The sequence below is a fragment of the Lacibacter sp. H375 genome (assembly GCF_037892425.1).
GTDB lineage: Bacteria > Bacteroidota > Bacteroidia > Chitinophagales > Chitinophagaceae > Lacibacter.
The window spans coordinates 4,112,214-4,135,069 of sequence record NZ_JBBKTT010000001.1 but is presented as its reverse complement, the minus strand read 5'-3'; the positions used below and the strand labels follow the sequence as shown (position 1 = coordinate 4,135,069).

At 40.2% G+C, this 22,856-nt stretch carries 20 protein-coding genes; 9 read left to right on the top strand and 11 right to left on the bottom strand.

Going from position 1 to position 22,856, the window contains the following annotated elements; translation table 11 throughout:
• Position 1: 1 nt before the first annotated feature.
• Positions 2-583 (bottom strand): DUF7935 family protein, encoded by a 582-nt coding sequence (locus tag WG954_RS17660; RefSeq protein ID WP_340438121.1) that lies wholly within the window; start codon positions 581-583, stop codon positions 2-4.
• A 108-nt stretch (positions 584-691) separates the two neighbouring features.
• Here WG954_RS17660 and WG954_RS17655 point away from each other — a divergent pair, with 108 nt between their 5' ends.
• Positions 692-1,030, top strand: a complete 339-nt coding sequence (locus WG954_RS17655; protein ID WP_340438120.1) for a HesB/IscA family protein — start codon at positions 692-694, stop codon at positions 1,028-1,030.
• A 112-nt stretch (positions 1,031-1,142) separates the two neighbouring features.
• Positions 1,143-2,030 carry a hypothetical protein gene (locus WG954_RS17650; RefSeq protein WP_340438118.1) on the top strand — a complete coding sequence of 296 codons (888 nt, stop codon included), beginning with the start codon at positions 1,143-1,145 and terminating at the stop codon, positions 2,028-2,030.
• Between the two features lie 107 nt (positions 2,031-2,137).
• On the opposite strand, the gene secDF is transcribed toward WG954_RS17650, so the two are convergent.
• Positions 2,138-5,137 (bottom strand): protein translocase subunit SecDF, encoded by a 3,000-nt coding sequence (gene secDF, locus WG954_RS17645; RefSeq protein ID WP_340438116.1) that lies wholly within the window; start codon positions 5,135-5,137, stop codon positions 2,138-2,140.
• Between the two features lie 140 nt (positions 5,138-5,277).
• Here secDF and WG954_RS17640 point away from each other — a divergent pair, with 140 nt between their 5' ends.
• The 3 genes from WG954_RS17640 (at position 5,278) to WG954_RS17630 (ending at position 8,550) form a co-directional block, all read left to right on the top strand.
• Positions 5,278-6,540 (top strand): serine hydrolase, encoded by a 1,263-nt coding sequence (locus tag WG954_RS17640; protein ID WP_340438115.1) that lies wholly within the window; start codon positions 5,278-5,280, stop codon positions 6,538-6,540.
• Positions 6,541-6,560: 20 nt separating this feature from the next.
• Positions 6,561-7,298 (top strand): DUF4397 domain-containing protein, encoded by a 738-nt coding sequence (locus tag WG954_RS17635; protein WP_340438922.1) that lies wholly within the window; start codon positions 6,561-6,563, stop codon positions 7,296-7,298.
• 61 nt (positions 7,299-7,359) lie between these two features.
• On the top strand, positions 7,360-8,550 hold the full coding sequence (locus WG954_RS17630; RefSeq protein ID WP_340438114.1) for a pyridoxal phosphate-dependent aminotransferase: 1,191 nt from the start codon (positions 7,360-7,362) through the stop codon (positions 8,548-8,550).
• Positions 8,551-8,624: 74 nt separating this feature from the next.
• Here WG954_RS17630 and WG954_RS17625 read toward each other — a convergent pair whose 3' ends face one another.
• From WG954_RS17625 to panC, 8 genes are all read right to left on the bottom strand, one after another.
• Positions 8,625-9,065 (bottom strand): hypothetical protein, encoded by a 441-nt coding sequence (locus WG954_RS17625; RefSeq protein WP_340438113.1) that lies wholly within the window; start codon positions 9,063-9,065, stop codon positions 8,625-8,627.
• A gap of 148 nt (positions 9,066-9,213) precedes the next feature.
• Positions 9,214-10,029, bottom strand: a complete 816-nt coding sequence (gene panB, locus WG954_RS17620; RefSeq protein WP_340438112.1) for a 3-methyl-2-oxobutanoate hydroxymethyltransferase — start codon at positions 10,027-10,029, stop codon at positions 9,214-9,216.
• A 28-nt stretch (positions 10,030-10,057) separates the two neighbouring features.
• A complete protein-coding gene (locus WG954_RS17615) occupies positions 10,058-10,969 on the bottom strand; it encodes a Ppx/GppA phosphatase family protein (protein ID WP_340438111.1) in 912 nt (303 codons plus the stop codon).
• On the bottom strand, positions 10,950-13,049 hold the full coding sequence (gene ppk1, locus WG954_RS17610; RefSeq protein WP_340438108.1) for a polyphosphate kinase 1: 2,100 nt from the start codon (positions 13,047-13,049) through the stop codon (positions 10,950-10,952). The genes WG954_RS17615 and ppk1 overlap by 20 nt, the downstream gene beginning before the upstream one ends.
• A 72-nt stretch (positions 13,050-13,121) precedes the next feature.
• On the bottom strand, positions 13,122-13,613 hold the full coding sequence (rfaE2, locus tag WG954_RS17605; protein ID WP_340438107.1) for a D-glycero-beta-D-manno-heptose 1-phosphate adenylyltransferase: 492 nt from the start codon (positions 13,611-13,613) through the stop codon (positions 13,122-13,124).
• Positions 13,576-14,613: a lysylphosphatidylglycerol synthase transmembrane domain-containing protein gene (locus WG954_RS17600; RefSeq protein ID WP_340438106.1), complete on the bottom strand. Its 1,038-nt coding sequence runs from the start codon at positions 14,611-14,613 to the stop codon at positions 13,576-13,578. Before WG954_RS17600 ends, rfaE2 begins: the two co-directional genes overlap by 38 nt.
• 17 nt (positions 14,614-14,630) lie before the next feature.
• On the bottom strand, positions 14,631-14,975 hold the full coding sequence (panD, locus tag WG954_RS17595) for an aspartate 1-decarboxylase (RefSeq protein ID WP_340431250.1): 345 nt from the start codon (positions 14,973-14,975) through the stop codon (positions 14,631-14,633).
• A gap of 36 nt (positions 14,976-15,011) precedes the next feature.
• Entirely contained in the window at positions 15,012-15,860 is an 849-nt protein-coding gene (gene panC, locus WG954_RS17590; RefSeq protein ID WP_340438105.1) for a pantoate--beta-alanine ligase, read from the bottom strand.
• 107 nt (positions 15,861-15,967) lie between these two features.
• Here panC and WG954_RS17585 point away from each other — a divergent pair, with 107 nt between their 5' ends.
• From WG954_RS17585 to rlmB, 4 genes are all read left to right on the top strand, one after another.
• Complete coding sequence (locus tag WG954_RS17585) at positions 15,968-16,786, top strand: glycogen/starch synthase (RefSeq protein WP_340438103.1); 819 nt, start codon at positions 15,968-15,970, stop codon at positions 16,784-16,786.
• A gap of 15 nt (positions 16,787-16,801) precedes the next feature.
• Positions 16,802-18,298 (top strand): DUF4270 family protein, encoded by a 1,497-nt coding sequence (locus WG954_RS17580; RefSeq protein ID WP_340438101.1) that lies wholly within the window; start codon positions 16,802-16,804, stop codon positions 18,296-18,298.
• A 73-nt stretch (positions 18,299-18,371) separates the two neighbouring features.
• Positions 18,372-19,628, top strand: a complete 1,257-nt coding sequence (gene metK / locus WG954_RS17575; RefSeq protein WP_182801100.1) for a methionine adenosyltransferase — start codon at positions 18,372-18,374, stop codon at positions 19,626-19,628.
• A 47-nt stretch (positions 19,629-19,675) separates the two neighbouring features.
• Positions 19,676-20,470: a 23S rRNA (guanosine(2251)-2'-O)-methyltransferase RlmB gene (rlmB, locus tag WG954_RS17570; protein ID WP_340438100.1), complete on the top strand. Its 795-nt coding sequence runs from the start codon at positions 19,676-19,678 to the stop codon at positions 20,468-20,470.
• Positions 20,471-20,472: 2 nt separating this feature from the next.
• Here rlmB and WG954_RS17565 read toward each other — a convergent pair whose 3' ends face one another.
• Positions 20,473-22,821 carry a TonB-dependent receptor gene (locus tag WG954_RS17565; RefSeq protein WP_340438097.1) on the bottom strand — a complete coding sequence of 783 codons (2,349 nt, stop codon included), beginning with the start codon at positions 22,819-22,821 and terminating at the stop codon, positions 20,473-20,475.
• Between the last annotated feature and the right edge of the window lie 35 nt (positions 22,822-22,856).

Here is a 22,856-nt window from a genome sequence, read left to right as displayed (position 1 = left end):
TTTATCCCATCAATTGTTTGGCTTCGTTGTTGATGAGTGTTGCCACAATGTTTTGTAAGGATACATGTTCATCATGCGATAATAACTCAACAATCTTTTTACTGAGATCAACGCCTGTTGCTCCCTGTGGTAAAGTTGAAGCAAGCTCATTGATGATAAAAATATTCTGTTCTTTCAGGTTTTTAACGCCATCCCAAGCAGCATTAGAAACATATAATTGCTGACTTACATTGTATTCGAATTCTGTTTTGATCGATTGCACCATCAGGTTCTGCAATTCAACAGCAGATAGTTGATTGATGGGCAAACGTCCAAGCAAATTGTTGAGGCCAATACGTTCGCATAATATGGTCATGCGTTCATAAGCCTGCAGTTGCAAGCGGAGCATTTCAGGGTTAGTTGACGGTGCTTTTCGTTGTGGCTGGGGAGCAGCAGCCTGTTGTTGTCTTACGGCTTGTTCCTGTAAAGCTGCCTGGCGTTGCTCTTCCAGTAATTCTTTTCTGCCTTTTACCCGCAAATAATAACCTAAGGCAATAAATACAACGATAGCGCCACCAAATAAGTAATAATAAATTGTATCCATAAAGACTGAATTGAAGCAAAAATAGGTTTTTGCAGTTGAAAACAAGGTTTGCAGACAGTTTGTACACGAAAGGCAAATACTGCGTAAATTTGCAATAAATAAACTTGTATGGAAACGATAAGCATGGTACCGGTTACATTCACCACAACTGCAATTAACGAGTTGAAAAGATTGTCAACGGAACAGCCCGAAGGTAAATACCTGCGTGTGGGAGCAAAAGGTGGTGGTTGTTCAGGGTTAAGTTATGTACTTGAATTTGATGAGAAAAAAGAAGCAGATGAGTTATTTGATATAGAAGGTATTACCTGCATCATGGATAAAAGCCATGGCATGTATCTCCACGGTATGCAGATTGATTGGGATAATGGGTTAAACAATCGTGGCTTTACGTTCAGCAATCCTAACGCCAGTAAGACATGTGGCTGCGGAACCAGCTTTGCTGTATAATCAGAATTCATTCTATAGAAAATTACAAACTCCCTGCGGGGAGTTTTTTTGTACCCATTACACGGTATTGAAAAAAGAAATAAATTGCTGTAACTAGCATAAAAAAGTATTGATGAAAAAAATATTCCTTCCCTTAGTTGCACTTGCACTTTTAACAGTTAGTGAAAGTTTAGCACAGAAAAAAAAATCGGCTGCCGTATCAGGTTTAATAGGCAACGAAGCCACAAAAGATGAAAAAAATGTCGGCAATAAAGAGCTGAAAATTATTTCAGCCGAAAAAGTGATGGACATGGCAATACCGGAAGGTGGTGCTAATGGAGCATCGGTTGCTTATAACCCAAAAGAAAAATTGTACTATGCTGCACAGGCAGGTAACGCAGAATTTCCGCTCGTGATCTTTAATGCAAATGGTAAAGTTGTTTCAGCTGAAGATCAGAAAACATTAATTGATGTACGGGGCCTTTGGTATAACCCTAAAACAAAAAAGCTGGAAGGAAATGCCTATCAAGAGTTCGGATGGTTTTCATACGAGCTCAATAAAGATGGCTTGCCGGAACAACTGAATAAGAAAAAAGAAGGGTTGTATCAACCCGATCAGAACAGTGCAGGTGTATTAAATACGGAAGATAATGAAGTGCTGTTTCTTGATGGTTTAAATATTGTTTGTTATTCAACTGATGGAACTGATAAACGTAAATCGATTCAACTGCACTTTGGTGCCATAAATGCAAATGATGCGGCAACATTATCACTTGCTGATTTTGAAAAGACCTACAATACAAGTTCGATTATTTATACAGGAATGAAGGGTGCGGAAATCGGGTTACTGAACATAACAAAGAAAGAGATTGAATTATACAATATTAAATCAGGCTATCTGAGTATAGTAATAAAATTGCCTGTTCGGTTTGAATTGGAAACCCGATTTAATTTCTCATATTCAAATGGTATTTATTGGGTGTTTGATAAGCAGAATAGAAAATGGAATGGTTTTAGGTAAATTGAGAGTTGCAAGTTCTGAGTTGATAACACGCATTCAGTCTTCCATTAAAATAAAAAACCCGATCATTTGATCGGGTTTTTTTTATGTAGTCTGTTCTGAAATTATTAGCTGATAGAATGTCTTGCTTTTGCAAGTGTTTTATCTTTTTCAGGTTCACCCAATGGTTTATCTTTTGCAAAATCCATCAGGATTGGTGCAGCAACAAACACAGATGAATAAACACCGGTAATAACACCAATCAACATAGCAAAGGCAAAACCTCTTGTTACTTCACCACCAAAGATGAAGAGCGTTAACAAGGTTAAGAATACTGTTAATGAAGTCATTACAGTACGTGCCAATGTATCGTTGATTGCTTTGTTAAGAATTACACCTTTAGGCTGTCCAAACATTTTTGCACTGTATTCACGAACACGGTCGAATACAACCACCGTATCGTTCATTGAGAAACCAATTACAGTAAGGATCGCCGCAATAAAGTGCTGATCGATCTCTAACGGGAACGGAACAATGTTACGGAGGAACGAGAACACGATCAATGTTACCAATACGTCATGCAGCAAGGCCACAATTGTACCAACTGAATAGCGCCAGTCACGGAAACGGATAAAGATATAGAGTGTAATTACCAGCAAACCGAGAATGGTTGCCCATAACGCACCTTTCTTCAAGTCATCCGAAATGGTAGGTTGTACCGTTTGTGAACTTTGTTTGAAACCAGTCTTGAACTGCTCGTACGTTGTGCCGGCAGGTAAGAATGTTTTTAAACCTTCATATAATTTTGTTTCAACCTGCGCATCTACATCCTGGCCAGGTTGTTCAATCATGTAATCAGTTGTAATGTTCAGTTGCTTAGGAGTTCCTACGGTTTTAATGATAGGATACTTGCCAAACACTTTGTTGAGTTCGTTTGCTACTTCTTCATTCTTCAATTCACGATCGAACTTAACAGTGTAGCTGCGACCGCCACGGAATTCAACACCATAATCAAAACCATTGAACAACGTACCAATGCCTAACAGTAACACAAGTGCAGAGATCATATAAGTATACTTACGGAACTCAATGAACTTATAAGCAGCATGTGCAAAGATGCGGCGTGAAACTGCAGTGAAATATTCAAAGTGGCGTTTCTTGTTCGTCCACATATCAGTGATCAGTCTTGATACAAGGATACCGCAGAACAAGCTCAACAGGATACCGATGATCTGTGTAGTTGCGAAACCTTTTACCGGGCCTAAACCGAAGTACAAAAGGATGAATGATGTTAAGAGGGTAGTGATGTGGCCATCGAGTACCGGAGCCAATGAGCGTCTGTAACCATCTTCAACAGCCATTTGATAACTCTTGCCTTTCGTTAACTCTTCTTTGATACGTTCAAAGATGATCACGTTTGTATCAACCGCCATACCAATCGTCAATACCAAACCGGCAATACCTGCAGCTGTTAATGTTGCACCAAAAGCACTCAACACACCAACTGTAAACAGAAGGTTTAGGATCAGGGCAATATTAGCGATCCATCCACCTGTGTTGTAATAAAGCAACATGAGGATGAAGATGATCACAAATGAAATGATGAATGATAATGATCCACCTCTTACAGCTTCTTCCCCAAGTGTTGGTCCAACAACTTGTTCCTGAACGATTCTTGCAGGGGCAGGAAGTTTACCTGTACGTAATACGCTTGAAAGATCCTGTGCTTCCTGGATAGTAAAGCTTCCGCTGATCTGCGAAATACCACCGCTTATTGCGCCGTTGTTTACACCGGGAGCAGAGTATACATAGTTATCAAGTGCAATTGCAATGGCATATTTACCATTAAACGCATCACCGGTCATTTTTTCCCAAATGGCAGCACCACGTGTGTTCATTTCCATTTGTACTTCAACCTCGTTGTTACGTTGGTCAAAGTCCTGGCGTGCATCAGTTATATATTCACCGGTAAGTTTTGGTTGATCAGTACCGGGCACAGTCTTAATTACGTAGATCGGCAACATGCTTTCGCCGCTCTTATTCTTAGCTTCTGCCTTTGCTCCATACATGAAACGCATAGTAGAAGGGATAGAATTTTTTACCACATCGAGGTTCACATATTTCGAGAACATTGCTGTATCTGAAATACGGATCATGCCGATCATAGCAGAACCATCGGGCTGGTTAGGTGCAAAAAGAGAAGTTACAGGGTTATTGTTTGCACCGGCAGTTGCAGTTGTATCAACTTTTGGAGCACCCGTTGTATCTACAGATGTAGTGTCAGTTGCACCACTCAGGTAAGCTTTTACCTTTTGGTCTATTTGTGCCATGCTTTGTGCAACAACAGGATCAGCATTTGAATAGGTATCCCAGAATTCAAGATTCGCTGTAGCCTGTAAGAATTTACGAACACGCTCAGGATCATCAATACCTGCTAATTCAACAGTGATGATACCTTTATTCTCATCAAAGCTGATGTTAGGTTGAGCAACGCCAAACTGATCAATACGTGCAGTTAAGCGATCGTAAGTTCTTTTAATGGCATCTCTTGCTTCAACACGAATGGCATCAAGAACAGTGCTGTTACTTGCATCGATCTTAATGGTTTTGTTTTTACCGCCTGCAAAGAGAGGAGCAAGTCTTCCATTTAAAGAAGCTGTGTTGTAAGCCTGTCCAAAAAGTGTTACAAAATCAGCATCGCTGTTCTTTTTCAACTCTATGGCACTTGCTAATGCTTTATTGAGTGTAACATCTTTCGGATTGTTACTCATTGAACGGATCAAACCATCTAAACCAACTTCCAATGTTACGTTCATACCACCTTGAAGATCCAAACCAAGGTTCAGTTCCTGCTCAATTGCTTTTTGATAAGTAAGCTTTGGAAAAAGAACAGGAATATCAAGTAGTTCCTTTTCTTTTAAGCTGTCGATGTACCTGCGGTAGACAGCGTTCGTTGCAGAGTCTTTCGTTTCTTTCGATGCAGTTCCGAAATTGTTCTTGACAAATTTCTCAGCTCTGGCTTTTTGCTTGCGTTCAAAACTATTGACAATCCACGTATAACTTAATTGCCAAACAGAAATGAGGATAAGCATGATCGCAAAAAACCTAACCAAACCTTTCAGTGCCATAGTAGAATAATAATTTGGGTTCTTATTTTTTAAGGAGGGCAAAGATAGGGGTTTCATATCGAAAGCGAACAGGCGCCAAATCGCTGTTATCCACTATTCTAAGGCTGTTTGAGGTTAGGGTTTATGTCCTATTTTTGGCCATGTTCAAATCTGTCGTTTTTATCAGTTTCAGCCTGGTACTGTTGCTCATATTGAACGCCTGTAAACCTGCTAAAACAGTGGTTGCCAACGAAAATTTTCTCGAAAACCTGATGCAACAGCATCCGGATCATTTTTCTACGGTGCTTGCCAACCGTGATTCCATGAGGGTGAAGGTCATTTACACCCGAATTGAAAGAGACAAAAAGAACAGACCCCGTTTCACCGACTATTATTTCAACCTGAAACCCGACAATTATTTTTACCCGGCTTCAACTGTGAAAATGCCGGTGGCTTTTCTGGCTTTGGAGAAACTGAACCAACTTGGCATCAATCGTAATGCCACTATGATCACAGAAAAAGGACAGGAAGGTTTAACGGCTGTGTATAACGATCCAACTTCGCCTGACGGACGGCCAACAGTTGAGCATTACATCAAAAAAATATTTGTGGTGAGTGATAACGATGCCAATAACCGGCTCTACGAGTTTTTGGGTCAGCAATACATATATGATCAACTAAAAGCAAAAGGGTATAGCGATGTACAGATCATTCGCCGGCTTGCTATTACCATGCCGGAAGAACTTCACCGTACAACAAACCCCGTAAGCTTTCGTGACAGCACAGGCAGGGTTTTGTATGAGCAACCGTTGGCAAAGAGCAATTACAATTACATCAACCGAAAAGACTTTTTAGGAAAAGGCTATCTCGATGAAAAAGATCAATTGGTAAATGCTGCCATGGATTTCAGCAGAAAGAACAGGATCTATCTGAAAGACCTTCATGATATTTTACGCAGTGTTTTGTTTCCGCAAGATGTACCAGCTGAGCGACGTTTCAATATCAACGAAGCTGATTATAAGTTTCTCTACCAATACATGAGTCAGCTCCCAGCCGAAACAAGATTTCCTGAGTACGATACTGCTCATTTTTTTGATGCTTATTGTAAGTTCCTGATGTTTGGTACGCAAAAGAAAGAATCCCTTCCAAAACACATCCGCATTTTTAACAAAGTAGGGTGGTCGTACGGATTCTTAACTGATGTAGCTTACATTGTTGATTTTGAAAAGAACATCGAATTTATGTTGAGTGCGACGGTTTATTGCAATGAAGATGGTATTCTCAACGATGATAAATATGATTACGATTCCGTTGGGTTGCCTTTCCTGGAAAATCTTGGCAAGGTTATTTATGAAGAAGAAATAAAACGTAAACGAAAACATCAACCCGATCTTTCAAAATTTAAAGTGAGCTACGATAAATAAATTTGCCACCCGTGAACATTATGAATAAAGAATTGAAGAGTTATTGTGTTGTTTTAGTATGCCTGTTATGTACAGCATGCATCATTCAATCCTGTAAAAAGGATGCTGTACCCGGTAGGCAAATACAAGTAAATATTGTTCACGCATCAGCAGGCACAGGAAGTATTGACGTGTTACAGAACCTGAAAACAGTTGGCAGTTACAATTATCTTACTGGTTTAAATGTGCCGGCTAATTATAGTTCTGTTGACAGCGGATTTAATAATTACCGGTTACAGCTTGGCACAATACAATTGGCGAATTGGTTTTTTAGTAATACAGGAGGCCACTATTCTTTCTTTATGTTTGATACGGCAACAGCCGATAAGCTGAAATACTTTTTTGTTGAAGATGTAATTGATACAACAGGTTTGGGAAAACAATCGAAGATCCGTTTGATACACTTAAGCCCAGATGCTGATTCGCTTACAGTGCTCACCAACCGTCCATCGAATATAGCAGCAGATTCTGTCGTGATCGCTGCAAAGTCTTATGCCGGGAAACTCACACAGGAAAACTTGCTCAGCTCCGGAGCATTTCAAGCCTTTTATGCAGATACTACTGTAAACATCAAGATCAGGTCGAGTACAAGCGGCAACATTTTGAAACAATATCAACTGCAGTTTAGCAAGGGCGCTCTTTACACACTTGTTATGAAGGGTTACATGGGTAAAACAAATGCAGATTCACTCTCACTTTCAATTATCAAACATAACTAACAAGTAATAGCTGCGGATGCGGTAACTTGCGGCGAACAATCAATTTAATTCAGTAAAACAAATGAAACTTTCTTCCCTTTTGAGCAGGTTCAGCGAACCTGAGACGTTAAAGATGGCAAAGCTCGGCCGTGAGTTAAGAGCACAAGGTGTAGATGTAATTGATCTTAGTCTTGGCGAACCCGATTTCGATACGCCAAAACATATTAAAGAAGCTGCAAAGAAAGCAGTAGACGATAACTACAGTCACTATACTCCGGTACCTGGTTACCTCGACGTACGTGAAGCTGTGTGTGTAAAATTAAAGCGTGACAACAATCTTGATTATAAACCTGAGAACATTGTCTTATCAACCGGCGCCAAGCAAAGTTTGGCAAATGTGATACTTGCAACAGTTGATCATGGTGATGAAGTAATTATTCCTGCTCCGTTTTGGGTAACTTATTCAGAGTTGGTGAAAATTGCAGGTGGTATTCCTGTTATTCTTCCTACCAAAATGGAAAACAAATACAAGATCACAGGTGCTGAGCTTGAAGCAGCGATCACTCCTAAAACAAGAGTGTTCTTGTTTTCATCTCCTTGTAATCCTTCAGGTTCAGTTTATAGTTATGATGAGTTAAAGAGCCTTGCCGATGTTTTTGCAAAGCATCCTGAAATATTTATTATTTCTGATGAGATCTACGAGTATATCAATTTTGTTGGTAAACACGAGAGCATTGCCCAGTTCGATGCCATCAAAAACCAGGTAATCATTGTAAACGGCTTGAGCAAAGGTTATGCTATGACGGGTTACCGTCTTGGTTATATAGCTGCAAATGTTGATGTAGCTAAGGGTTGCGAAAAATTACAAGGCCAGTTTACAAGTGGTACCAATGCCGTAACACAACGTGCAACAATTGATGCTTTGGTAGGCGATCAAACTCCTACACATGAAATGACGAAAGAATTTGAACGTCGTAAAAAGCGTGTGTTGGAACTGGTAAGCGAGGTTCCCGGTTGGAAATTAGCTGAACCCGATGGAGCCTTTTATGTGTTTCCTCAAGTGAGCTATTACTTTGGCAAATCAGATGGTACAAATGTGATCAACGATGCAGATGATCTTTGTATGTATTTGTTAAACGTAGCGCATGTATCAACAGTTACAGGTCGTGCATTCGGTACACCGGATTGTATCCGTTTGTCGTTTGCTAACAGCTTGGAAAAAATTGAAGAAGCTTATAGAAGAATTAAAGAGGCGTTGGCTAAGTTGAAATAAGGTATCGTCACAGAAATAAAATGAAAGGTCGGCAATTGCCGACCTTTCATTTTATTTCTTTCGCAATGTGCATGTTAATGTCTAAAAGTTAAACGGTAGTATTCAATTGGAGACACTGAATTATCCTCGTAACTTATTACGAGAGTGCTTTCGGTAAGCTGTTCGATTTTATATGATTCTCCCTGAAGGGAAAGTTTCGTTTCGCTATCTGTAAAAGACCAGTTGAATGGAAGTGTCTGAGGTTCTGCACCGCATTTTAAAGCACCGGCATTTGCAACTCCTGTGTTATTTGCTTCAAACTTCAAAAAATCATCTTTTTCACAAGCTGAGTAGTTTACATACTCGGATGTCCAATTGGGGTTTGTTCCAACCCTGTACTCGTCATTACTTACAATCCATGATTTTTCGGTAATCAGCTGCGTTTTTGACTTCTGATCGTTTTTCTTTTTACAGGAGTTTGCTGCAAATAAAAGGAGAAATAAAAAGGGGAGGAGTTTCACTGTTGATTTTAGCATGGTATTTAATTTTTGGTTAAGGATACTTAAAGATAGTCTACTGTTGGCAACAGAAGAAGGAAAACATATCTTATTTATAGTATTTTCGGCCGGTCTTATTTTTAAAACTTGCAAAAGCTGCAACATCTTTTAATTAGCCGATGCATTTTTAGTATGATTCGCTTTCATTCGGGAAATCACCACTTTTTACATCGGTAATGTATTGCTGAACAGCACCGGTGATCTGTTCATGAAGATTTAAATATTGACGAAGAAACCTTGGTTTAAATTCAGTATTAATGCCTAACATATCATGCATCACCAAGACTTGTCCGTCACAATCATTTCCTGCTCCAATTCCAATAGTTGGGATGTGCAGACTTTTTGAAACTTCTTTCGCCAGCTGTGCAGGTATCTTCTCAAGAACAGTAGCAAAGCAACCTGCTTCCTGAAGAAGCAAAGCATCTTTTCTCAATTTGTTGGCTTCTTCTTCTTCTTTTGCACGAACAGTGTAAGTACCAAATTTGTAAATGGATTGTGGCGTTAGTCCCAGGTGCCCAATTACAGGAATACCTGCATTAACTATTCGTTTGATGGAGTCTAATGCTTCTTCGCCACCTTCCAGTTTAATGGCATGTGCTCCTGTCTCTTTCATGATGCGGATGGCTGAAGCCAAAGCAATATCTGAGTTTGATTGATAGGTGCCGAAGGGCAGATCCACCACTACCAAACAACGGCTGATTGCTCTCAATACGGATTGTGCGTGATAGATCATTTGTTCAAGTGTAATGGGCAAGGTTGTTTCATGTCCTGCCATTACATTGCTGGCGCTATCACCAACAAGTATCACATCAATACCGGCTGCATCAAACAATTTGGCAAAGGAAAAATCATAAGCGGTGATCATGGAAATCTTTTCACCGTTTGACTTCATTTTTTGAAGTGTATTGGTGGTGATGCGCTTTACTTCTTTATTAACTGACATGGAGAATTTGAAATTTGGTAAGTTGAAATTACAATACTAATGTTGAGGCATTAAGTTTTTTACTCTTCACCTCATCGTATAACATATGCACCAGTCCATCGGCTAAGCCGATCTTTGGTACATAAATTTCTTCAATATCGGCCCAGCGCATAACGTTAATGTAGATCTGTAGGGCAGGAAGAATTACATCGGCCCTGTCTTCACGTAATTTATATTGTTTCATGCGGTCTTCCAGAGAAAAACTGCTGAGTTCTTTATGATAATCACGTAAAAGTTCAAGCGTAAGAGGTTTGCCTTCCTTCCTTTTTGATAAGGAAAATACTTTGTTGATGTTACCGCCCGAACCAATAGCAATAATGCCGGGAGTTCCTTTTGTGCCCAACTTAATGAACTCTTTCATTTCATCCCACAATTTGTAGTCCACCTGATTTTTTAACAAACGAATGGTGCCAATGTTGAATGATTCTTTAAACACCAGCTTACCTGCGTTAAAAAAAGTAAGTTCGGTACTACCGCCACCCACATCAATATAAAGGTAAGCGTGATCCTTAGCCAAATTTTCAGCAATATGATTTTCGTAGATGAATGATGCTTCTTCATCGCCACTGATCACACGAATCTCAATTCCCGTTTCCATTTTCACTTTGCGGATGATGTCTTCTGAATTTCTCGCATCACGCATGGCAGAGGTAGCACATGCTTTAAGATATTTTACTTCGTAAATGCTGAGCAGATGCTTGTATGCCTTAATGGTTTCTATTACCTTGTTGATCTTCGTTTTGGGAATGTCACCTGTCTCAAACACATCAAAACCCAATCGAAGTGGAACACGCACAAGATTGAGCTTATTAAATTGAGGTATCCCTTTCTCATTTTCCTCTACTTCGGTAATGAGTAATCTTGCTGCGTTACTTCCTATATCAATGGCGGCCAGTTTCAAGTTGCTTCGGAATTTTTTGATGCAGGAAATTATAGATCTCTACCTGCGAACGCACTGTTTTTCCTTTACGTTTCACATATGCATTCTGCAGGTTGTTATCCAGTATCCTCGCTTTTACATTATCTTTTAACTGGATGTTGATGCATTCTTTCAATTCCTCCTGAATAGCTTTGTTGGTAACTTCAACAGCCGCTTCAATACGGTGATCTAGATTGCGTATCATCCAGTCTGCCGAAGATAGATAAACTTTCTCTTTACCATTATTGTGAAATATCAACACACGGCTATGCTCCAAGTATTGGTCAACAATACTGATGGCATATGGTTGAACTTTGAATTTATTGCTTTGCGTAAGCATACAAAAAATACCACGAACAATTAATTTGATCTCTACACCGGCTCTTGCCGCTTCGTACAATTTTTCGATCAGTTGCTCATCGCTAAAGCTGTTCATTTTTAGAATGATGGAGGCTGGTAATCCTTTATGTGCATTCTTGATCTCATTATCGATGAGATGCATGAACTGCCGGCGCATACCAGTTGGGCAAACAACCAATGTTTTGCATTGACGCAGGTATTTTAAACGGCTCATTACCGGATGTTCAAGGTAGGTGAAGATGCGGTTGATATCGGCCATGACCTTCCGGTTGGATGTGAGCAGGCAATGGTCGCCATACACTTTAGATGTGCCTTCGTTCAAATTACCTGTACTTACAAATCCGTATTGTATCGTTTTGTTTTGTACACGTTTTTTTATAACACAGAGTTTTGCATGTACTTTCATATTGGGAACACCGATCAACACACGCACGCCTTCTTCTTCCAGTTTTTCTTTCCATTCAAGATTGGCTTCTTCATCAAAACGGGCACGCAGCTCAAGCATAACGGTTACTATTTTCCCGTTGCGTGATGCATTAACCAAGGCATTAATAACTTTTGAATTTTCAGCGAGGCGATAGGCCGTAATCTTGATCTCCTTCACATCAGGATCCATTGCTGCTTCACGTAACAACTCGATCACAACATCAAATGAGTGATAAGGGAAGTGCATAAGCAGATCCTGGCGAATGATCTCATCGGTTACACGAATTGTTCTGCGTAATACCGGATGCGGAAATGGTTTTTTACGTTCATGTTTAACAGTGAAAACCTCGTTGGGAAAATCCATGAAGTGACGAAAGTTATGAATGCGCCCGCCGGGAATAATATTATCTCTACGTGAAAGATTCAAACGACGGATGAGATACTCAAGCAGTCCTGCATCAATTTCTTTATCATAAATAAACCGAACAGGCTTTGCCTTGCGGCGGTTCTTTAATCCTTTCTGTATTTTTTGAATCAGTGAAGTACTCACATCCGCATCAAGATCTATCTCGGCATCCTTGGTTACTTTAATGATGTGAGCACTATACTCATCAAAACCCATGAATGAAAATATTTTGGGCAAACAATGACGGATCACATCTTCCATTAAAATAATATGGTGATGACCGGCAGGCGAGGGGAGTTTAACAAAACGGCGTTTGAACTTGGCCGGTATCTCGATCAACGCATATTTCTTTTTGTACGCATTTGATTTGTTACTCATCGCAACAGCAAGGTATAGGGAGCGTTCACGCAGGTACGGTATCTGCGGGTTACTTTCAATCATGAGCGGAATTACTTCCTGTCTTACTTCTTCATCGAAAAAAGTCTCCACAAATTTTTTCTGATCACGACTCAACTGTTTCTCAGTAACAAGAAAAATTTTTTCCTTTTTTAATTCCTGCTGCACATGATTCCAGATGCGGTTGAATTCATTCTGCTGCTGCAATACTACATCCTGTATCTCCTCAAGTATCTTCTGAGGGTTTTTTTCCATGTGCATTTTGCTTTTGGCTTTATCTCCAAACTCAGCCATACGTTTGAGCGTGGCTACACGCACACGAAAAAATTCATCTAAGTTGTTGGAAAAAATGCCGAGGAAACGAACACGTTCACGAAGAGGAACAGAGGGATCGTTGGCTTCCTGCAATACCCTTGCATTAAAAGATAACCAGCTGATATCACGAACAATCGTCTTGCGTTTTTCTGATGCCATAACTATCGGGGATACTTACCCTAAAATTACGAATGCAGGAACAGTTGTAAGATTAAGTTTTTGCAAACTCTTTTATAATCGTTCGATTTTTTGTATAAGAGAGGTTGTGGACAAACCTTCCACCAGCGGGATAATTTCAACCTTGCCGCCATTTGCAATTACTTCTTTTGCTCCCACAATGGTATCAACGGTATAATCGCCGCCTTTCACCAATACGTCAGGCATAACAGAAGTGATCAACTCATACGGCGTGTCTTCATCAAATAAGACAACTGCATCTACCATTACCAGCGAAGCCAGTAATAACGCACGGTTCTGTTCATTATTAACGGGCCGGTTATCACCTTTTAATCGTTTGGTGGAAGCATCACTATTTAAACCAACGATCAATACGTCTGCAAACGAAGCTGCTTGCATCAGTGAATGGATGTGACCGGCATGAAGGATATCGAAACAGCCATTTGTAAACGCAATCTTTTTGGTGAATTTTCGCCAGCGCATCAATTCCTGTTGAAGCAAATGTGCATCAAGTATTTTCTGCTGAATGTGTTTGGTTGCTTTCATTGCGTTTACGATTAAGAACTGGTAAAAGAATAAAGCAGATCAATCCGCCTAGTAAGATCACGAGTGTTTGAGCTATCCACAAGATCCATCCGAACGTAAAGCCGGTGATCTGTGAAAGACCATACAGCATCAATATCTCCTGTACAATAAACTGGTAAGCACCAATGCCACCCTGTGTAGCAATCATTCCAATACTGCCAAATGAAAGAATAGAGAATGCTTCACGTGTACCTAAGTGCGACACTTCTTCCATAGCATAAAAACCAACACGGCTGCTAAGGAAATATAAAGTCCAGATAAGAACCGTATGAAAAAGAAACACACGACGTTTCTTAATAAAACGTACACTGTTTAACCCGTGCCAGATGCCCTTGATCACATTCTTGATTCTCTCAATGATGCGGATGTGTGCAAAACGGCTAAGTATCCAATAACATACAAGTATAAAAGAAGCAGCTATGCCCACAAACATTCCTACACGGAGCCATGAAAATTCACTGCCTTTTCCTTTAAAAATACTTTGCAGCATATCTAATGCATAGCTTCCAACAGTATCGATCTGCAACAGGATTGTGATCACGAAAGCCGTGATCAAACAAACAAGATCAATTGCCCGTTCAGCTACAATAGTACCAACAAGTTTATCAGGAGCTACTTTTTCGTAACGTGCAAGCAATGTACACTTCAACACTTCTCCCAAGCGAGGGAAAGCCAGGTTTGCCAGGTAACCGATCATAACTGCGTTAAACACATTAAAAGTGCCGGGCTTATAACCAAGTGGCTCCATTAATATTTTCCAACGGAGGGCACGCACATAATGGCTAAGCAGCAGCATCGCAAATACAGGAACAAAAAGCCAGTAGTTTGCCTGCTTCAGCGAAACTCGGATTTGCGCCCAACCTTTATCATCAATGCCACGGGCCATCCACCACACAAGAAACAATCCAAGCCCAAGGAAAAATAAGAACTGTACAACAAGGATGATTCTTTTCTTGAGCATAATGTGTATTGGCCTGTCTAAAGTTTATTTGATTCTTTTGGAAACACAACCCATGGAGTGAAGCTTTTAGCTTTTTCAAAATCCATGGTGGCGTAAGATATGATAATTACCACATCTCCAACAGAACCCTGGCGTGCTGCAGGACCGTTAAGACAACAAACACCGCTTCCACGTTTACCTTTTATGAGATAAGTTTCTAAACGGTTACCGTTGTTTACATTCACCACCTGAATTTTTTCATATTCAATCATATTGGCTGCATCCATCAGGTCTTCATCTAAAGTAAGACTGCCGACATAATGAAGATTAGCTTCCGTAATCGTAAGCCGATGAATTTTCGACTTTAATACTTCAATTTCCATTTGGCAAATTTATAAGGAAAGTTTTGAATGCATTGATCATGCATTTAATTGCATATTATCAATAAGCCTCACTTCGCCAATATAAGCTGCAATTAATGCAACTACGGGATCTGTGCCGTTCCAGTAATCAACCAATGCAAGCGTATCTGCATCCGCCAATTCGGTATAATCAACTCTGAAACCTGTCGCAGTGAGAAAGGCGTTTGCCTCGTCTTTTATTTTTTGCAATGAACCCGGTTGCAACTGCTTTTTCATTTGATGAAGCGCTTGCGAAATAGCCACGGCTGTTTGCCTGTCCTCTTTTGTTAACCGCATATTTCGGCTGCTCATGGCCAGTCCATCGGTTTCACGAAGGGTAGGAGCAATATGAAGTTTGGTGGGTATGAGCTTCGTATTTATAAGATGATTGATGACCATGCATTGCTGGTAATCCTTCTGACCCATAAATAAGTCATCGGCTTTTACAATATCCAACAACCGATGCATTACCTGGCAAACCCCCTGGAAATGGCCCGGACGATATTTGCCCTCAAGCACTGTTTCCAAAAAGCCGAGATCGTAATGGGGCTGATCATTTGTTCCGTTCGGGTAAATCTCTTTAACCGGAGGTAGAAAGAGCACATCAACATCAGCCTTCAATAAAAGCTCAATATCTGTACTGATCGTAACCGGGTATTTTTCAAAATCTTTCGGATCGTTGAACTGTGTGGGGTTCACAAAAATGCTGCAAATAGTTAAGTCAGTAGCTTTTTTGCTTTCTTCCATCAATGACAAATGACCCTGATGCAAAGCTCCCATGGTCGGTACAAAACCCGTTGTCAAGCCTTTTTGTCTTTGGCGGCGGAGGTATTTCTGTAAATGCTGAACGGTATGAAAAATGAGCATGAATGTTGTTTTTTAAGGGCAAAACTTGTGAAATACAAGGCTTTTGCCTAAAATCCACTACCTTTGCACACCTTATTTAACAGGTAACGATTCTTTAACAATCAGTAATGGTAGCAGCAAAGAAAAGAATTTTATTTATTGCCAGTGAAATGTCGCCGTATCTGGAGGAAACAGATTTTTCTTCAATTGTCAATCAGCTGGCGATCAAAGCAAATGATAGTGGTTTCGAAATACGTTGCATAATGCCCCGTTTCGGTGTCATTAATGAACGTCGTCACCGTTTACACGAAGTGGTTAGGCTCAGTGGTATCAATGTTTCGGTTGACAATGATGATTATCCGCTCCAGATCAAAGTTGCTTCTTTGCCCAATGCACGTTTGCAGGTTTATTTCCTTGAGAACGAAGATTTTTTCAAACGCAAGTTCATTTATCATGATGAAAATGAAAAGTGGTTTGACGATAATGATCTGCGTACGATCTTCTTCTGCAAAGGAGCTCTTGAAACAGTAAAAAAATTCGGCTGGCCGCCAGACATTATTCATTGCAGTGGCTGGATGACTGGTTTGATTCCTATGTATCTGCAAACAGCGTACAAGAAAGAACCGGTTTTTGGGAACAGCAAACTCATTTACACTGTTGGTCAAAATACATTTAAGGAAAAACTTGGTGCTAAGTTTTTGAAGCTTGCGAATATTCATGCAAGTATTAAAGACAAAGACCTTGAACCTTATAAAGATGCGAATAACACAGCCATGTTCCGTGGTGGTGCAACGTATGCTGATGCGATTACATTTGGTGCCGAAAAGGTTGACAAAAAATTATTGGAAGAGTTCAACAAAGTGAGAGGCAAGAAAGTATTACCTTTTAAACCAGATGGTGATTTAACAGACTATTTACAACTATATACCGACCTTTCGTCGAAATAATATTGTCATCATTCTATGAGTTTTCTCACACCGGAAATGCGCAGTAAGAGTTCCTTTTTATTTTTCCCTTTAGTTATTGCAATCCTTATCAGCAGTTGTACGAAATTAGAGCGTACAACTTTAGGAGGTGATCTGTTACCTAGTACTGATCGTTTGGTAACCAATACAATTATACTTCCGGTTACAACTACCAATTATCTTGAGATCGATTCAACATTCAGTGGCAAGGCTGATCAGCATTTGTTAGGTTATATCAACGATCCGATGTTTGGTACAACTACTGCTTCAATGTATTTGCAGTTGCTGCCAACACTTTATCCTTTTACCTATGCGGTATCAAAAGATAGTTTGTTTCTTGACTCATGTGTACTCTCGTTATCTTTCTCTGGTTCTTATGGTGATACATCAGCTGTTTCAAAAGTGAATGTTTACAAGATCAGCGATCCAACGTTTAAAGCAAATAAATTATACCGCTTAACGGACGCACCTAATTTTTCTACTGGAGATTTTCTTGGATCAACCTCTGTTTCTGTAAGAGACATCAGGAGACCTTACCGTGCAGCATATAAAGCGGATAGCGTAGTGAATCAATTACGTATTCGTTTGAGTGATGCTTTTGGTCGGTTGTTATTGGACCAGAACAATGTAAACGGGGCTTTCCAGAACGATACAACTTTTAAGAACTTCCTCAACGGTTTTGCTATTGTTGCTGATTCTGTTACCAGCGGAAATGTCATCAACTACTTTCAGCTTACGGGTGAAACAACAAGGTTAAATCTGTATTACAGACAAACGAATAAGGAAGGCAAAATTGATACAACTGTTGCTCGTTTTACGTTCGTGAATGATACAATCCGTAGTGCTAATGCCAACAAAATACATCGCAATTATGCCGGCAGCACTGCACAGCCTGTAATAGCGGCGGGTGTGCCATCGAGCCTTGTGTATGTTCAAACAGCTCCCGGTACTGCAGTTCGGGTATCGATTCCTGGTCTTGACACCTTAACAAACCGTCCTTATATTATCCACCGTGCAGAGTTGGTTGCACAGCAGGTTTATCAAGGGCCGTTGACTCTTGAAAATATGTTTATGCCGCCTTTCCTGCATATGTCAAGTTTCTCAGCATCTGGTTCTGTAGAGCCGATCCCATTCGATCAGCAATACTATATGACGCTCGGCACTAGCGCTGGTTCGTTCCTAAATCAGCAATTGGATACGATATACACTTTCGATTATGATTATGCAGGCGGTGGAACTAATTTTATAAGGGATGCATCTAACAATCTTATCTCTGAATATCGTTTGAACATGACCAGCTATATTCAGAACCTGGTCAATAATAAAACAACAAGACGAGACTTTAAACTTTCGGCTCCATACGTCGTTCATTTCACTGCAAAAAAAGCAAGTGCTACGTCTCTTAACCCGTTAGCTTACGGTCGTGTGCAACTTGGTGGGGGCTCACATCCTACACAAAAAATGTATGTGCGTATCTATTACTCCAAGCAGTAAGTTTTGAATTGTTTCACGGCTTATCTTTGCGCCTTTCCGAACTAAAAATAACGGAACATCTAAACTCATTATTATGCCTTACTTATTTACATCTGAATCAGTTTCTGAAGGTCATCCTGATAAAGTAGCTGACCAAATCAGTGATGCACTCATTGATAATTTTCTTGCATTTGATGCCCAATCAAAAGTAGCCTGCGAAACATTGGTTACTACCGGCCAGGTTGTTTTGGCTGGTGAAGTACGTTCAAAGGCTTACCTCGATGTGCAGGAAATTGCCCGTGGTGTAATTAAGAAGATCGGCTATACAAAGAGTGAATATATGTTTGAAGCAAACTCATGTGGTGTGTTGAGCGCCATCCATGAGCAGAGTGCCGACATTAACCAAGGTGTTGACCGCAAGAAAAAAGAAGAGCAGGGTGCCGGTGACCAAGGAATGATGTTTGGTTATGCTACCAACGAAACGGAACATTATATGCCATTGGCATTGGATCTTGCACATAACCTCTTGATCGAATTAGCAGCTATCCGTCGTGAGAAGAATTCAAAAATGCCTTACCTGCGTCCCGATGCAAAGAGCCAGGTCACGTTGGAATATGATGATAACAACCAGCCGGTTCGTATCGATGCGATCGTTATCTCTACTCAGCACGATGATTTTGATGCTGAAGCCAAAATGTTGGCAAAGATCAAAGCTGATGTGATCAACATCCTGATCCCACGTATCAAATCAAAGTACAAGAAATATGCGAAGTTGTTTAACAACGATATTAAATACCACATCAACCCAACAGGTAAGTTCGTAATTGGCGGCCCTCATGGTGACACAGGTTTGACAGGTCGTAAGATCATTGTTGATACTTATGGTGGTAAAGGTGCTCACGGTGGTGGTGCTTTCAGTGGTAAAGATCCTTCTAAAGTAGATCGTTCAGCTGCTTACGCTACACGTCACATTGCAAAGAACTTAGTTGCTGCCGGTTTGTGTAGTGAAGTGTTGGTACAGGTTTCTTATGCAATTGGTGTTGCAAAACCAACTTCAATTAACGTAAATACATACGGTACTGCCAAGGTTGATTTGAGTGATGGTGCTATTGCAAAGATCGTTGAAGGTATCTTCGATATGCGTCCTTACTTTATCGAACAACGTTTGAAATTACGTAACCCTATTTACAGTGAAACTGCTGCTTATGGTCACATGGGTCGTGTTCCTGAAGTGGTTGAAAAAACATTCAAGAGCCCCGATGGTAAAGTGAAAAAAGTAAAAGTGGAACTGTTTACCTGGGAAAAATTAGATTACGTATCGAAAGTGAAAAAAGCTTTCGGTTTAAAATAACCCAAACAAAACCATCAATGTGGTTCAACCCATAAACCGAAAGGTTTGTGGGTTTCTTTTTTATGTTTCTTTGCAGCGTGAAACAGTTCCGTCAAAAACAGCAACGTCCCAAGAAATCGTCATTAGTGATCGGTCGTATTCCTGTGCTTGAAGCATTGCAGGAAGGCAAACAGCTCGATCGTATTTACATGCAGAATACGTTGCACGGCGATGTTGCAGAAGAAATTCAAAAGCTCGCTTTTAAACAACAGGTGCCGGTAAACAAAGTGCCGGTTGAAAAACTAAATAGTTTTAATGTGAGCGATCACCAGGGATGCATTGCTCAACTTTCAAAGATCCGCTATCAGGATCTGCAACAGGTAATTGATTGGGTGGTAGCAAAAGGCGAAGTGCCGATGTTTGTGATTCTTGATGGTGTTACTGATATCCGGAATATCGGCGGTATTGCACGCACTGCATTATGTTGTGGTGCTCAAGCTATCATCATACCTGACAAAGGAGTAGGGGCATTGAATGAAGATGCAATTCTTACAAGTGCGGGTGCTTTAGAATTGATTTCTGTTTGCAGAGTGAACAGTTTAATGAAAGCCGTTGATGATCTTCATCTCAATGGCATTCGTGTATTAGCCAGTGAAATGACTGCAAAAAAAAGTATTTACTATTGCGATTTTAAAGAACCTTGTGCCATTGTAATGGGAGGAGAAGAGAAAGGTGTTTTTCCCGGCTTGATGAAAATATGCGATGAAACTTTCAAAATCCCCATGAAAGGAGATTTTGAAAGTTTGAATGTAGGTGTAGCAACGGCCATGATATTATACGAAGCAATGAAGCAACGGGGGTAATATCAAAAATCTACCTGGTAACTCAACACGGGAACAATGCCTGATTGTTGCTTGAATGTCCATTGATTGGTTGTGGGATCATATCTTCTGCCTAACGGATCTATATTTTTTTGTGCAAACAGGTTTTGAATATCTAGCGCTAATTGCCAGCTGATCTTCTTTTTATCTTTCCGAAGTGAGATACGTCCATCGATACGGAAATAGGCATCTGTATATTCAGAATAAGGTCTTGTTTCATCAAGCACAGGTTGCCTTGTACTTCCGTTTTGTATCGTAGCAAGAGGAGAGAGTGGAACGCCGCCATTGTACAACATTTTCCAGCCTGCCTGCAACACCTTATTCTTTTTCAGTTTCCATTCTTTTGCACCGACCCATGATGCACTTGTGCGTGAGTTAAACCTGGTGTTGTATGATTTCCCATCCAATGGAATAAACTTTGAATCAAACACTGAGAATGATGCGATCATGAATAAACCTTTCGAGAAGAATTTTTCCAATGAAATATCAACACCGGTGTTTGTTCCTTTTCCTTTACTTACCAATGCTTCATTGGCGTAACCTTCCATTTCATTCAATATCCAGTAGGTTCTGTTAACATTGTCTACAACTGGTATTTGTAACAGCTGTTGGCGATAAGCCTCTATATGAAAGCGCCACTTCTTTCCAAGCATTTGATCAAATGCAAGGATGTAATGATGTGATCGCATCATCTTCAGGTCCTTATTTGGAAAAGAAGATCCTGACTGAAAGAAATATGAACCTAATGGAAGAAGTTTACTGTGCAATCCATAAGCAACAGTGAGATTGGTCTTTGCAGAGAAACGATATTGTATAGAAAGCCGTGGGTCAACAACAAACTGTTTGTTCAACGCAAAGTACATGGTATGTACACCGGGATTGATCAGTATCCGGTTGTTTGGTTTTATTCCGAATTGAAGATATGGTTGCAACAGCCAGCTGTTACCTTCGCCCATGATCACGTTTGGTTTAAACGAGTTGTTTGAATAGTTCCATTCGCCTTTATTAAACTTGTAATCCAACAGGCTTGCATACATACCAGCTTTAAAATTAACAACTGTATTTATTTTGTGATTAAATGAAACCGTTGCAGAAACACGGTTATTGTTATACAACTCATCATTCACTTTTGTAGCAACCTGTTGTTTTGTAAGTGTATCATCAACCCATTTGATCTGTTGGCCCATTACTGCAATGGAGGTTTTAATAAATGATTTTGTGTTGAGTTTAATGGTTTGTCCAAAACCAATTGCTCCCATTAATGTGCTGTTTTCATAAACTGCATAATCATCATATTGTTTCCAATCAGCAGTATCTTCTACAGCAAGAAATGTTTCTTTGCTATAGCCGCCCATTCCCCAGATATTTGTTTGCACAGTATTTTTCTTGTTATTGAATGCAAAATTGAAAGAGACATCCTGGAACTTATTCCGCTCACGCTCATCAACGAGGTTAATACCAAATGCATTTAATATATCAAGAAATGAATAGCGATAGTTCACCAGATAGGAGCTTCTTCCTTTTTGAATTGGCCCTTCAGTTGAAAACTCAAGACCGATCATACCTGCTTTAAATGTATGTTCTGCTTTTTGCTGATTGCCTTTGCGAAAGTGAACATCAAAAGCGCCGCTTAACACATCACCATATTCAGCTGCTAGTGCGCCTGTATAAAAATCTGAATGGTCCAGAACACTTAAGCTGAATATAGTAATGCCTCCACCACTGCTTCCTCTACGGGCAAAGTGATTTGGGTTTGGAATATCCAAACCTTCCAACCGCCAGTTCATACCAACAGGATTATTTCCACGAATGATGATATCGTTTCTGCTGTCCCGGCTAGGTTGCACGCCGGGAAAACCCATCGCCATCCGACCAGGATCATTGGCGCTCGCAGCAAAACGTTGTGTCTCTTCCGCAGAAAAAGAACGGCCACTCACGAGTGCATATTTATTGACAGGTAATTTTGGGTTTCGGGTGCCCGTGATCGTTATTTGTCCCAGGCTTTTCTTTTCTTCAATAAGTGTGATCTGCAAATCAGTTTCTTTAGCAGAGTTGAGAATAAAATAATCGGATAGAAAGATCTGGTACCCTACAAAGCTTACTTGTACACGTTGGCGGCCAACCGGTATTGCCTGTAATGCAAAATTTCCTGAGGTATCTGTCATGGCTGTAAAGAGTGTGCCTTCAATTGTAACAGTAGCGCCTTTAACTGGAGATTGGCTTTCAGCATCAACCACACGGCCCCGTATGGTTTGAGTTGGAGTTGTAACCTGCGCCTTTACTTCTGGTTTTATCCATACGGCTGTAAGAATGAGTAAATGTGAGAGTCGCATAGTAATCTTGTTTAGTTGGTGATAGTAGTAGTGCT